This is a genomic window from Pedobacter sp. UC225_65, assembly GCF_042698365.1.
Lineage (GTDB): Bacteria > Bacteroidota > Bacteroidia > Sphingobacteriales > Sphingobacteriaceae > Pedobacter.
This window is the reverse complement of sequence record NZ_CP170550.1, coordinates 4,197,799-4,212,506: the sequence shown is the minus strand read 5'-3', so window position 1 is coordinate 4,212,506 and position 14,708 is coordinate 4,197,799. Positions and strand designations below refer to the sequence as shown.

8 protein-coding genes and 2 pseudogenes are annotated in these 14,708 nt (G+C 38.3%); 4 read left to right on the top strand and 6 right to left on the bottom strand.

Going from position 1 to position 14,708, the window contains the following annotated elements; translation table 11 throughout:
- Positions 1-74 precede the first annotated feature (74 nt).
- Positions 75-1,484 (top strand): CCA tRNA nucleotidyltransferase, encoded by a 1,410-nt coding sequence (locus tag ACFJIZ_RS22180; RefSeq protein WP_379089225.1) that lies wholly within the window; start codon positions 75-77, stop codon positions 1,482-1,484.
- Positions 1,485-1,539: 55 nt separating this feature from the next.
- On the opposite strand, the gene ACFJIZ_RS22175 is transcribed toward ACFJIZ_RS22180, so the two are convergent.
- Positions 1,540-2,259 carry a hypothetical protein gene (locus ACFJIZ_RS22175; protein ID WP_379089223.1) on the bottom strand — a complete coding sequence of 240 codons (720 nt, stop codon included), beginning with the start codon at positions 2,257-2,259 and terminating at the stop codon, positions 1,540-1,542.
- A 207-nt stretch (positions 2,260-2,466) separates the two neighbouring features.
- On the opposite strand from ACFJIZ_RS22175, the gene ACFJIZ_RS22170 reads away from it, so the two are divergent.
- From ACFJIZ_RS22170 to miaA, 3 genes are all read left to right on the top strand, one after another.
- A complete protein-coding gene (locus ACFJIZ_RS22170; RefSeq protein WP_379089221.1) occupies positions 2,467-2,598 on the top strand; it encodes a hypothetical protein in 132 nt (43 codons plus the stop codon).
- Positions 2,555-3,121 carry a hypothetical protein gene (locus ACFJIZ_RS22165; RefSeq protein ID WP_379094181.1) on the top strand — a complete coding sequence of 189 codons (567 nt, stop codon included), beginning with the start codon at positions 2,555-2,557 and terminating at the stop codon, positions 3,119-3,121. Before ACFJIZ_RS22170 ends, ACFJIZ_RS22165 begins: the two co-directional genes overlap by 44 nt.
- Before the next feature lie 69 nt (positions 3,122-3,190).
- Entirely contained in the window at positions 3,191-4,099 is a 909-nt protein-coding gene (gene miaA / locus ACFJIZ_RS22160; RefSeq protein ID WP_379089219.1) for a tRNA (adenosine(37)-N6)-dimethylallyltransferase MiaA, read from the top strand.
- 43 nt (positions 4,100-4,142) lie between these two features.
- Here the strand turns inward: miaA and ACFJIZ_RS22155 are convergent, their stop codons facing one another.
- From ACFJIZ_RS22155 to rpoB, 5 genes and pseudogenes are all read right to left on the bottom strand, one after another.
- Positions 4,143-4,457 (bottom strand): DUF3467 domain-containing protein, encoded by a 315-nt coding sequence (locus tag ACFJIZ_RS22155; protein ID WP_379089217.1) that lies wholly within the window; start codon positions 4,455-4,457, stop codon positions 4,143-4,145.
- A 71-nt stretch (positions 4,458-4,528) separates the two neighbouring features.
- Complete coding sequence (locus tag ACFJIZ_RS22150; protein ID WP_379089214.1) at positions 4,529-5,026, bottom strand: DUF4091 domain-containing protein; 498 nt, start codon at positions 5,024-5,026, stop codon at positions 4,529-4,531.
- The gene (locus ACFJIZ_RS22145) at positions 4,992-6,218 is read right to left on the bottom strand and encodes a glycoside hydrolase domain-containing protein (RefSeq protein WP_379089211.1); all 1,227 of its coding nucleotides are present in this window, start codon (positions 6,216-6,218) and stop codon (positions 4,992-4,994) included. The genes ACFJIZ_RS22150 and ACFJIZ_RS22145 overlap by 35 nt, the downstream gene beginning before the upstream one ends.
- 175 nt (positions 6,219-6,393) lie before the next feature.
- Positions 6,394-10,681: pseudogene (rpoC, locus tag ACFJIZ_RS22140) on the bottom strand (DNA-directed RNA polymerase subunit beta').
- 81 nt (positions 10,682-10,762) lie between these two features.
- Positions 10,763-14,566, bottom strand: a pseudogene (gene rpoB, locus ACFJIZ_RS22135) (DNA-directed RNA polymerase subunit beta).
- Positions 14,567-14,708 lie beyond the last annotated feature (142 nt).

The following is a 14,708-nucleotide window of genomic DNA, read 5'->3' as shown; positions in this document are numbered from 1 at the left end:
TCACCTTGAACTTGTTCAGTGGTCTTCACTGTTAAAAGATGCTGGAATAAATTCGGCATGACGATTCGATGCTTATGCTACAACATCTACAAAATCCAGTATTCAAAGTGTTGGCTACCATTGCCGACCAGACTAAAACAGAGGCTTATGTAATCGGTGGTTTTGTACGAGATCTATTTTTAGACCGCCCCTCAAAAGACATTGATATTGTAGTATTGGGCAATGGTATCGAGTTTGCAGAACAAACAGGCAGGCAATTGAAGACCAAGGTGGCTGTTTTTAAAAATTTTGGCACCGCAATGCTGAAATACAATGACCTGGAAATTGAATTTGTTGGTGCTAGGAAAGAATCTTACAGATCTGATTCTCGTAAACCGATTGTAGAGAATGGTACATTGGAAGATGATCAGCTCAGAAGGGATTTCACCATCAATGCTTTAGCCATATCGCTCAACAAAGAGAATTATGGGAGTTTAATAGACCCATTTAATGGATTGGCAGACCTGGAAAGAAAATTGATCCGCACACCTTTAGATCCAGCAATTACTTTTTCAGACGACCCGCTACGCATGATGCGAGCCATTCGCTTTGCCACACAGCTAAATTTCGACATTGATGAAATTGCCTTGGCTGCGATCAGCAAGCAAAAAGAACGGATCAGCATTGTTTCTAAAGAACGGATTACGGACGAGCTGAATAAAATCATCCTTGCCAAAACACCTTCTATAGGTTTTAACTATCTTTTTGATACTGGACTGCTGCATCTTATTTTCCCGCAGATGGCAGCATTGTATGGTGTAGAGATCATCAATGGCAAAGGACATAAAGATAATTTTTACCATACCTTACAAGTATTAGACAACATCTGTGCAACTACTGACGATCTTTGGCTACGATGGGCAGCAATTTTACATGACATTGCCAAACCGCCAACCAAAAGATTTGAGGAAGGACATGGTTGGACCTTTCACGGCCATGAAGATAAAGGTGCCAGAATGGTGCCACAGATCTTTGCCCAACTGAAACTTCCATTAAACGAGAAGATGAAGTTTGTTCAAAAATTGGTGCAACTGCATTTACGCCCTATTGTTTTGGCTCAAGAAAAAGTGACAGATTCGGCTGTTAGGAGGTTGCTTTTTGAAGCTGGAGAAGAAATTGAAAGCTTGATGTTATTGTGCAATGCCGATATCACTACCAAAAACGAATATAAGGTTAAAAGATACCGCAACAATTTTGAGTTGGTTAAGCAAAAACTAAAAGATGTTGAAGAGCGCGACCAGTTGCGCAATTGGCAACCTCCAATTTCTGGCAATGATATTATGGAAACTTTTGGCCTAGCTGCCGGACGTGAAGTAGGCTTGCTTAAAAATGCCATTCGAGAAGCCATTTTAGAGGGTGAAATCAAAAATAGCTATGAAGAAGCATTCAACTTTATGCTCGAGAAGGCCAAAACACTAGGTTTAACCCAAGTGACCAAGAAATAGGGTTTATCTATAAACAAAAAAGGTCTGAACCTTAATCCAGACCTTACTCAACAAATTAATTAATTATACCTAGTTCGGGAAAAAGAAATAAAACGCTTTCTGGGAAGCTCCCATTAACTGATTTTACTTTGCCTTTCAGTTCTGGATAAAAATCGCCAGTGTAGTAGGTAATTTCTGTATTGCCTACAGCTTTGAGCTTACCCTTAATTTCTGGATAAAAGTCTCCGGTATAATAGGTAATCTCCGTTTTGCCAACTGTTTTTGGCCTCCCCTTAATTTCTGGGTAGAAGTCTCCAGTGTAATAAGTCACATCGGTTTTACCTATTGATTTGAGCTTGCCCTTAAGTTCTGGATAAAAATCTCCCGTGTAGTAAACAATATCAGTATTGCCAATAGATTTTATCCTACCTTTTATTTCCGGATAGAAGTCTCCAGTATAATAGGTGATTTCCGTTTTGCCGAAAGATTTCATCTTTCCCTTAATTTCTGGATAGAAATCTCCTGTATAATAAGTTACTTCAGTATTACCGATCGATTTGATCTTTCCCTTAATTTCAGGATAAAAGTCTCCCGTGTAATAAGTGATTTCTGCATTACCAGCGGTATTAACTCTTCCATTAAGGATGGAAAAAATACTGTTGTAATCATCTATTTCATTTCGATTTCCCGAAAATTGTGCATTTGCTGGCAATAACCAGCCGGTGAGCAGCAAGACGATAATAGTCTTTACATAAGACATCAGAAAATGTCTTTTCTTTAATTGTAAACGTTTCATTTGTATGTGTTTTTTGTGTGTAACCAATAGTAAATATTATTGCTGAAAAAAACAAACAAAAGAATAGTTAGGGCGTGCAAATTATAGATGGTTGAAACTATTTAACCAAAAAGGTCAATTTTAATCTATTTAACCCCATTAAGGTAGAAGTACAGTCTTAAAATTATTTTTTATTTCTTAATTTTACAGGCAGAAACAGATAACGCAATGGCAATTTATAGATTTAAAATTTCTTTTGAAGATTTTGACGACGTAGTAAGAGAAATCGACATTAAAACCACTCAGACCTTCGAAGATCTTACATCGGGCAATACACCGCTCAACTGGCTACAATGCTGATAAATCATCATCATTTTATGTAAGTACAGACAATTGGATCAAGGGTGATGAAATTGCCATTTTGCCGAACCAACGTAAGATAGACAATGGTGTTACCCTAATGGAGAATGCCAAATTGAGCAGTTTTATTGAAGACCCACACCAAAAATTCTATTATATCTATAATTTTGAACGTCCGTTTGATTTCCATGTAGAACTGGTTAAGATCATCTTGGAAAATGATCCAAATATAGAGTACCCTTTCTTAGTTAAAAGTACTGGTGAGGCACCAAAAATCATTGAGAAAAACAATGCAGGTGGCTTTGCGGTAACCAGCAGTTCTTCTTCTAGCGATTTTGATTTCTTAAATGAAATGGATTTTGTACCAGAAGATACAGAAGAACTTGAAGCAATGGGCGGTAGAGGCATTAACGCTGAAGAAGTTGGTGAGGATAGTGAAGAAGAGGAAGAAAAAGATGAGTTTGCAGATGGTGACGATTTCGAAGACGAGGATTACGGAACTAGCAAAGAAGAAGACTATTAGGAAATGACCTTAAGATTTTAGTGTTTCATTCCAATCTAAAATCGTAGCGCTATAAAATGAATATGCCCTATGCCACAAAAAACTTTAATTGTAGTAATTGGGCCAACTGCCATCGGTAAAACTGCTTTAGCTATTGAGCTGGCGCAGTTTTATCAAACAGAGATCATTTCGGCAGATTCCCGTCAATTTTTTAAGGAAATGCATATCGGCACGGCTAAGCCTTCTACTGAAGAATTAGCAGCGGCACCACATCATTTTATAGATTCGCACAGTGTAAAAACATTATTCAGCACTGGCGACTTCGAGGCTGCAGCACTCCAATTAATGGAAGAACTGTTTAAAAAACACGATGTTTTGATCATGGTAGGAGGTTCTGGCTTATACATCGATGCCATATGCAAAGGCCTGGATGAGCTGCCTGAAATTGACCTAAATATCCGCGAGCAATTAAATCAACAATTTGCTACAACCGGAATTGAATCTATCCGTCAGCAATTAGCGGCACTAGACCCTGAGTACTACGCTAAAGTAGACCAATCTAATCCTCAACGAATGATCAGAGGCCTAGAAGTTGTGCTTTCTACAGGCAAAAAGCTCAGTTCTTTCCTTACAGCTAGCAAAAAAGAGCGTCCTTTTAATATGATCAAGGTAGGTTTAAATACAGACCGTACCTTACTTTACGAACGCATTAACCACAGGGTAGATTTAATGATGGAGGCGGGTCTATTACAAGAAGTGCAACAGCTGCTACCCTATCGACAATACAATGCTTTAAATACAGTAGGCTACTCAGAGTTATTCGATTATCTAGAGGGTAAATCAGATTTAGCATCGGCTGTTGCCATGATCAAACAAAATACCCGCAGATTTGCTAAACGTCAGTTGACTTGGTTTAGGAGAGATGAAAATACGACTTGGTTTGAGCCCAATCAGACCAATGAGGTCATTGGCCATATACAAAATAAGTTAAAAGCATAAGTACTCTTTTCAACTTATACCTTTAACTTATTACTTTTAACTTCTAAGCTTGCGCAGTAGGTCCCCCAAAATTCAATGGAAAGCCAGATGGCTCTTCTTGAGTTTTAATTCTTCCGTTGGCAGCTTCAAATTTTTCTAAATTATCCACCATTGCATTTACCAATCGTTTGGCATGCTCTGGCGTTAAAATAATCCTTGATTTAACTTTAGCTTTTGGAATACCTGGCATTACCCTGATAAAGTCTAATACAAATTCGGTATTTGAATGCGTAATGATAGCCAAATTAGAGAATATGCCCTCTGCAATTTCTTCAGATAGTTCTATGTTGATTTGATTTTCGTTCTGTTGTTCTTCCATGATGCTCAAAAATAGAAATTAACAGCATAAAATACTATTCATTAAGCAGATATTTTACTTTATTCAACATTTCATCGGCTGTAATATTTGCTAAAGATTTGATCCTCGAAACCCGCTAAAGCTTTATTTAATTGCTTTAATTTTTCAGCTTGTTTATTTTTTTTATAAAATGATCTCAACTGCTGTATTTTTTCAAAATCCTGTGCGCCTTCTATCAACTTTTCAAACCGAACTGAGCTTAATGGTCCAGGATAGATCTGGTAAGTATCTCCAGCAGGCCAAGCGGTGAAACGTGTATCTGTTAATGGATTTTTTGTCCAGCTGTTATAGGCCCAACGTAAATAACCGTCCATATTTTTACCAGCAGTGTACCATCCCATCCATACCTGCTCTGCTGGCGATGAAAAGCTAAAGGCATTAGGGTAAGGTTCCGTACAACAGGTATACCATGTACTAATTTTACCTTGTTTATTTCGTTGTTCTAGCACATTTGCTGGAAATTCCCATTTAGAAGCTATACAGTAATTGTCAATATCATTTTCTATTTCTGGATGATAATCTCCAGCCAAAGCGATTTTCCAATTTTGATCTTACAGATTTTAGTAGCTTAATTACATCTTGCATTGCTTTCATTGGTCTTTCGTCCATAGCAATATAGGTTTTGTTGAACCAGCCTTTTTGTTTCAAATGCTTGGTAAAATCTGTAAGCATTGTTTTCCAAAAAGCATTATAACTTGGCGTACCAATGGCATCGGTAAAAACTGTTTCCTTTTGTAGGCTTTCATCAAAATAGGTAAAGGCAATTTTCCATGGCACCATGCTGTAGCAATTAATTCGTTGATCAATTCCACAACTCATTACAAATGATACATATTTATCAAATAAACTGTAATCATATACCCAACTGCCATCCTTTTTCTTTGTCCACTTCACTAAACTTGGATAATCATCATACGTTTGATGGCCCCAAGGCTCGTTCACTATACTTGTGGTAATGGTTTTTTGACCTGCACTAGCTAACAGCTGATAATAACTTTTCATCAATGTAAAATGCGCATTGCTCCATAAAGGCACATTATGCACTCTTGCAATTGATGCTGGATGTTGCCATAAATCTAAATCATAATGCCATTTACTGGGTGCGGGTAAAGTTTTATTTAGCACCTCCACATTTATGGATAAAGTAACTTCAGCATTACCCAAAATTTTGATGGTGCCTTTATAGTTACCCGGTTTTGTATTTTCTGGCACTCTGATACTTAACCAAATGGGCTGTGTTGTGTTTTTTTGTATAGCTATTGCTTTTGCTTTGGTATCTATTAGATCAGCAACGTAAGAGGAATCGAAATCCTTTGCTTCACGGTAACCACATCCATTTCTAAATTCATCAGTCATCACATAGTTGATAAAACCTGTAGTCAGGTTTTCTTTTTTCAGCAAATTACCATGTCCATCTTTCAAATCACTAGTTTGTATCCTTATTGTCCTTAAATTAGCCCCTGTCCAGACCAATAATTGGGTGTGTATTTTTTCACCTTTCCAGGCTTTAGTAGTCCAAGTATTTTGTAAGCTTACCTTTGGAGGTAATTCTTTAGCAAAACGCATATTGGCAGAAGCAAAACTTACATTTAATTTGGCAGGTACGCCAGTCCATGCAGCGGGATCATCTAATTTGGGCTTCTTTTGTAAAGCTAAACTTACGTCCTGGGCTTTTAAATTTAACGTAATACAAGTGCAAATGATAAAAAGTAGATATTTCATAAGTCCAAATTAATCAATTAGGCCTTAGGTTGAAATGATTTTACCCGAAGTAACTTTACGCAAGCGTTTGTGTTATTGTAACAAATTCGATAGATTAAATAAAAAAAGTCCTCCAGATTTTACTCATGGAGGACTTTTTGATCTACAATCCTATTGCTAGGCTTGTTATGATAATTTAAGCTTCAACTTCTTCTTGTTTAGAAGCTAATAATTTATCGTATTCTTCTTGAGAACCTACAATGATACGCTCGTAGCCACGTACGCCAGTACCTGAAGGAATCAAGTGACCAACAATAACGTTTTCTTTCAAGCCTAACATATGGTCACGTTTACCTGCAATTGCCGCTTCATTCAATACTTTAGTAGTTTCTTGGAATGATGCTGCTGAGATAAATGACTTAGTTCCCAATGATGCACGTGTAATACCTTGTAGGATTGAACTCGCTGTTGCAGGTTTTGCATCACGTACTTCAATTTGTTTCAAATCTTTACGTTTCAATTGAGAATTTTCGTCTCTTAATTTACGTAAAGAAAGAATCTGACCAGGTTTTACTGTTTCTGAATCGCCTGCTTCTACCACAACTTTTTTGTCATAGATTTCGTCGTTCTCCACCATAAAGTCCCAGCGATCTACAGAGTCGTTTTCTAAGAAACGTGTATCTCCTGGATCCTCGATATGAACTTTCTGCATCATCTGGTGTACAATTACCTCAAAGTGTTTATCATTGATTTTCACACCTTGCAAACGGTAAACCTCTTGGATACCATTTACTAAGTATTCTTGTACAGCCGCAGGGCCTTTGATTGCTAAGATATCGGCTGGAGAGATAGAGCCATCAGATAATGGCATACCTGCTTTCACAAAGTCGTTATCTTGTACCAAGATGTGTTTAGACAATGGAACTAGGTATTTTTTAACTTCTCCATCTTTAGATTCGATCGTCATCTCGCGGTTACCACGTTTAACGCCACCTAAAGTTACCACACCATCAATTTCAGTTACTACAGCTGGGTTAGATGGGTTACGTGCTTCGAACAACTCGGTTACACGTGGTAAACCACCCGTAATATCTCGAGTTTTACCTGTTGCACGAGGTATTTTAACTAGGATCTGACCTGTTTGAACTGCTTCACCTTCCTCAATGGCAATGTGTGCCCCTACTGGAATGTTATAGTTTCTGATCAATTCACCTTTTTTTATCCACTACCTGGATAGCAGGGTTTTTAGTTTTATCACGTGTATCGATAATTACTTTTTCGCGGTGACCAGTTTGTTCATCTGATTCTTCACGGAAAGTAACACCTTCTACGATCGCATCAAACTGGATCTTACCTGCAAATTCCGAGATAATAACCGCGTTATATGGATCCCACGAACAGATCTTATCGCCTTTGCTCACTTTATCACCTTCTTTTACATATAAGAATGCACCATAAGGGATGTTGTTGGTTACGATAATCTTACCTGTACCTGGTTCAGTAATCTTGAATTCACCAGAACGACCTAATACAATCTCCACTACACCATCTTCTGTAGTTGTAGGTACTGTACGTAAGTTTTCAAATTCAATTACACCATCAAATTTAGCATTGATCTGAGATTCTGCCGCAATGTTTGATGCGGTACCACCCACGTGGAACGTACGTAATGTCAACTGTGTACCCGGCTCACCGATTGACTGTGCAGCAATTACACCAACAGCCTCACCTCTTTGAACACGTTTACCAGAGGCCAAGTTACGTCCGTAACAAAGTGAACAAACCCCTCTCTTGTTTTCGCAAGTTAATACCGAACGAATTTCAATACCTTCTAATGGAGATTCTTCGATCGCTTTGGCAATCTCTTCATTGATGTCTTCGCCAGCAGCAACTAATAGTTTACCATCTAACGGGTTAAATACATCATGTAGTGAAATACGACCTAAAATTCTGTCATATAATGGCTCAACGATATCTTCATTGTCTTTTAAAGCAGTAGTGTACATACCTCTTAAAGTACCGCAATCTACAGCATTAACAATCATATCTTGGGCTACATCATGTAAACGACGTGTCAAGTAACCAGCATCTGCAGTTTTTAACGCTGTATCCGCCAAACCTTTACGCGCACCGTGGGTAGAGATAAAGTATTCTAATACCGACAATCCTTCTTTAAAGTTAGATAAGATCGGGTTTTCGATAATCTCACCACCAGAACCTGATTTTTGAGGCTTAGCCATCAAACCACGCATACCTGCCAGCTGACGAATCTGCTCCTTAGAACCACGGGCTCCAGAGTCAAGCATCATATACACAGAGTTGAAACCTTGGTTATCGCTTGACAATTGGTTCATTACAAACGTAGTTAAACGGTTGTTGATACGAGTCCAGATATCGATAATTTGGTTGTAACGCTCGTTGTTGGTAATGAAACCCATGTTATAGTTGTTTCTTACCTCTTCAACTTCAGCAGCTGCTTGTTCTAATAATGTATGTTTCTCTACCGGAATATTAACATCTTGTAAGTTAAATGATAATCCTCCTTGGAATGCCATTTTAAATCCAAGTTCTTTGATGTCATCTAAGAATCTTGCCGAACGGGCCATACCAGTCATTTTTACCACTTCACCAATAATATCTCTTAAAGATTTTTTGGTTAACAGTTCGTTGATATAACCTACTTCTTCTGGTACCATTTGGTTAAATAGTACTCTACCTACAGTAGTTTCTGTTAATTTGTTTACAATTGTTCCGTCTTCTTGTTTTACGTTAACTTTTACTTTGATAAAAGCATGTAAATCAATTTTCTTCTCATTGTAAGCAATAATAACTTCTTCTGGAGAATAGAATGAAGCATCTTGTCCTTTAACTACACGACTTGCATCAGTTCTACGGCCTTTAGTAATGTAATAAAGACCCAAAACCATATCCTGAGAAGGTACTGTAATTGGTGTACCATTTGCAGGGTTCAGAATGTTGTGTGCTGCAAGCATCAATACTTGAGCTTCCAAAATTGCTGCATGACCTAACGGTAAATGCACCGCCATCTGGTCACCGTCAAAATCCGCGTTAAATGCGGTACAAACCAATGGGTGTAATTGGATCGCTTTACCTTCTACCAATTTAGGTTGGAAAGACTGGATACCCAATCTGTGCAACGTAGGCGCACGGTTAAGCAATACAGGGTGCCCTTTCAATACGTTTTCAAGGATATCCCATACCAATGGATCTTTTCTATCTACAATTTTTTTAGCAGATTTAACTGTTTTCACAATTCCTCTTTCTATCATCTTGCGGATGATAAATGGTTTGAATAGTTCGGCAGCCATATCTTTTGGTAAACCACATTCGTGTAATTTAAGGTTTGGACCTACAACAATTACCGAACGTGCAGAATAATCCACACGTTTACCTAATAAGTTTTGACGGAAACGACCTTGTTTACCTTTCAAGATATCTGAAAGTGATTTCAAGGCACGGTTACCTTCAGTTTTAACAGCATTTACTTTACGAGAGTTATCGAACAACGAATCTACAGCTTCCTGTAACATACGTTTCTCGTTACGTAAAATAACTTCTGGTGCTTTGATCTCGATCAAACGTTTTAAACGGTTGTTACGGATAATTACACGACGATATAAATCGTTCAAATCTGAAGTTGCAAAACGACCACCTTCTAAAGGCACTAATGGACGTAATTCTGGTGGAATAACTGGAACGATCTTGATCATGATCCACTCTGGGTTATTCTCGATACGTGTTTTAGCACCACGGAAAGCTTCTACAACTTGAAGACGTTTTAAAGCCTCATTTTTACGTTGTTGAGAAGTTTCGTTTGCAGCTTGGTGACGTAAGTTATATGATAAAGTATCTAAATCAATACGTTTCAATAAATCTTCTAATGCTTCGGCACCCATTTTGGCAACGAATTTATTAGGGTCTTTATCGTCTAGGTATTGGTTTTCTTTAGGTAATTTATCTAAAATATCTAAATACTCTTCTTCAGTCAAGAAATCCATGTACTGGATGCCTTGTTCTGCCATTAAACCAGCTTGGATTACTACATAACGTTCGTAGTAAATGATCAAATCCAGTCTTTTGGTAGGTAAACCTAGGAGGTATCCGATTTTGTTTGGCAATGAACGGAAATACCAGATATGCGCTACAGGAACCACCAAGTTGATGTGTCCCATACGCTCTCTACGTACTTTTTTCTCAGTTACCTCCACACCACAACGGTCGCAAACAATTCCTTTATAACGGATACGTTTGTATTTACCGCAATGACATTCGTAATCTTTTACCGGACCAAAAATACGCTCGCAGAACAAACCATCACGTTCTGGTTTGTACGTACGATAATTGATCGTCTCAGGTTTTAACACCTCACCACTTGAACGCTCCAAGATATTCTCAGGCGACGCCAAGCTAATGGTAATCGAGGTGAAATTGCTTTTTAATTTATTATCCTTTTTGTAAGACATAGCTTTTTTGAGTTAAAAGTTTAAAGTTTAAAAAAGTTGAAAGTGCCGTGATGGCTTACTTTCAACTTTTAACTTTATACTTTAGTCTAACGTAATATCTAAACCTAAACCGCGTAGCTCATGTACCAATACATTGAATGATTCTGGTACACCTGGAGTTGGTAGGTTTTCGCCTTTAACAATGGCTTCGTAGGTTTTGGCTCTTCCAATTACATCATCAGATTTAACTGTTAAGATCTTGAAGGATATTAGCTGCACCAAATGCCTCTAATGCCCAAACCTCCATCTCACCAAAACGCTGACCACCGAACTGGGCTTTACCACCCAATGGTTGTTGTGTAATTAATGAGTATGGTCCGATAGAACGGGCGTGCATCTTATCATCAACCATGTGACCTAGTTTCAGCATGTAGATAATACCTACTGTAGTCGGTTCATCAAATTTCTCGCCTGTTAAACCATTGTGTAAGTAAGTTCTACCAGAAGCTGGTACACCTGCCTTAGCGATCCACTCTTCCACCTCATCATGCTTAGCACCATCAAAGATCGGAGTTGCAAATTTAACACCCAATTCTTTACCGGCCCATGCCAATACGGTTTCGTAGTACTGGCCCAAGTTCATACGTGAAGGTACACCCAATGGGTTCAATACGATATCAACTGGTGTTCCGTCTTCTAAGAATGGCATATCTTCATCACGTACGATACGGGCAACAATACCCTTGTTACCGTGACGACCCGCCATCTTATCACCTACTTTTAATTTACGTTTCTTAGCTACATAAACTTTCGCCATTTGAACAATTCCTGATGGCAACTCATCACCAACACTAATTGCAAATTTATCACGTTTGTAAGCACCTAATTCTTCGTTTACACGGATACCATAATTGTGTAACAACAACTTGATCTTGATCGTTTTTATCATCATCAGTTGTCCATTTGTATGGATTGATATGTGCATACTCTAGGTCTGCCAATATCTTTTGTGTAAACTTAGCTCCTTTAGCGATCAACATTTCCTTGTAAACGTTGAATACACCTTGCGATGTTTTACCGTTTACGATCTGGAACAATTTATCAACCAATTCGTTTTTAAGGTTCTCTGTAGCTAAATTATATTTCTTATCTAATTTCTCAATTGCTGATTTTTCTTCTGCTTTAGTCGTTTTCTTAGCTCTTGAGAATAATTTAGTATCAATTACCACACCTTTGATTGAAGGTGGAGTTTTTAATGAAGCATCTTTAACATCACCTGCTTTATCACCGAAGATCGCACGAAGCAATTTCTCTTCTGGTGAAGGATCAGACTCGCCTTTTGGCGTAATCTTACCAATCAGGATATCGCCTTCTTTTACTTCAGCTCCGATGCGGATGATACCGTTTTCGTCCAAATCTTTAGTCGCTTCTTCAGAAACGTTAGGGATATCTGGTGTCAATTCCTCTTCTCCACGTTTGGTATCACGTACTTCCAATTCAAACTCTTCGATGTGTAAAGAGGTAAAGATATCGTCTCTAACAATACGTTCGTTGATCAACGATCGCATCCTCAAAGTTGTATCCTTGCCAAGGCATGAAAGCTACTTTTAAGTTTCTTCCTAATGCCAATTCACCGTTTTCAGTTGCATAACCTTCGCACAATACTTGACCTTTGCTTACTTTTTCGCCTTTTTTAACAATTGGCTTCAAGTTGATACAGGTATTCTGGTTGGTTTTTTTGAACTTGGTTAATTTATAAGTTTTGCTATCACCTTCAAATGAAACCAAACGATCTCCATCGTTACGTACATATTTAATAGTGATTTCGTTAGCATCTACATATTCTACAACACCATCACCTTCTGCATTGATCAAAGTTCTTGAGTCACGAGCAACGCGACCTTCCAAACCTGTACCTACAATTGGTGCCTCAGGACGTAACAATGGTACAGCCTGACGTTGCATGTTCGATCCCATCAACGCCCTGTTCGCATCATCATGCTCTAAGAAAGGAATCAAAGAAGCAGCGATTGATGTGATCTGATTTGGCGCAATATCCATCAAGTCTAATTTCTCAGGCTCGATGATCGGGAAGTCACCTTCGTAACGTGCTTTCACACGTGGTGTAGTAAAGTTACCTTTATCATCATAAGCCGCATTAGCTTGAGCAATGGTTTTACCATCCTCATCTTCTGCAGATAGATAGATTACGTCTTTATCCATGGCTACGATACCATTCTCAACAATTTTATATGGAGTTTCGATGAAACCTAAATTGTTGATCTTAGCATGTACACAAAGTGACGAAATCAAACCAATGTTTGGTCCCTCTGGAGTTTCGATGGTACACAAACGACCGTAGTGCGTATAGTGAACGTCACGAACCTCGAAACCAGCACGCTCACGTGATAAACCACCTGGGCCTAAAGCTGACAAACGACGTTTGTGTGTAATCTCTGCCAAAGGATTGGTTTGATCCATGAACTGTGACAACTGGTTGGTACCAAAGAACGAGTTGATCACCGACGATAAAGTACGGGCATTGATCAAATCAGTTGGGGTAAACACCTCATTGTCGCGAATGTTCATACGCTCACGGATTGTTCTAGCCATACGCGCTAAACCAACACCGAATTGTGCGTACAATTGCTCACCTACCGTACGTACACGACGGTTTGACAAGTGATCAATATCATCCACTTCTTCTTTAGAGTTGATCAATTTGATCAGGTATTTAACAATGGCAATAATATCTGCTTTGGTTAAAACCTTTACATGATCAGGAGTATCCATTTTTAACTTACGGTTGATACGGTATCTACCTACATCACCTAAGTCATAACGTTTATCTGAGAAGAATAAACGCTCAATGATACCTCTTGCAGTTTCCTCATCAGGTGGTTCTGCATTACGCAAAGCACGATAGATGTTCTCCACAGCCTCTTTTTCAGAGTTTGAGGTATCTTTTTGTAAAGTATTGTATATAATAGTATAATCAGCTTGAGATGCACCATCATCTTTAGATAAGATAATAGTTTTAACACCTGCATCGATCATCATATCGATATGGTCGTCTTCTAGAACGGTATCCCTATCTAAGATAACTTCGTTACGATCTATAGAAACAACTTCACCTGTATCCTCGTCTACAAAATCTTCAACCCATTTTCTTAAAACTCTAGCAGCCAGTTTACGCCCGATATATTTCTTTAAACCAGATTTGCTAACTTTTACTTCGTCGGCAAGATCAAACAGTTCTAAGATGTCTTTATCAGAATCGTAACCAATTGCACGCAATAAGGTGGTTACCGGGAATTTTTTCTTACGGTCGATGTAAGCATACATTACGTTGTTAACGTCTGTAGCAAACTCGATCCAAGAACCTTTGAAAGGAATCACACGAGCAGAGTACAATTTGGTTCCGTTAGTGTGACGGCTTTGGCCGAAGAACACCCCTGGAGACCTGTGCAATTGAGAAACAATTACACGTTCTGCACCGTTGATCACGAAAGTACCTTTTGGAGTCATATATGGTATGGTTCCTAAGTATACATCCTGAATGATGGTTTCAAAATCCTCGTGTTCTGCATCGTTACAAGAAAGCTTCAGCTTTGCTTTTAACGGAACACTATAAGTTAACCCACGATCAATACATTCTGGAATGTCATAACGCGGTGGGTCAATAAAATAATCTAAAAATTCTAAAACAAAGATGTTTCTAGAATCAGTGATTGGGAAATTTTCAGCAAACACCTTAAATAAACCTTCTGTATGACGGTTATCTGAAGTAGTTTCGATCTGAAAAAATTCTCTAAATGATTGCAACTGCACATCCAAAAAATCTGGATAATCAATGATGTGCTTACTACGTGCAAAATTTACTCTTTGGTCGACTTTATTTGCCAAGGGACTAAATTTAATTTAGTTTAAGAATAAACTATTAGTTTGGTTTGCCTTCAAACAAATCACCAACCAAACAAGATGAAATGTTTATAAACAGGAATAGACTCCGACTTTGCAGTCGGAGTCTTTTCTTAAAGGTTCGTTA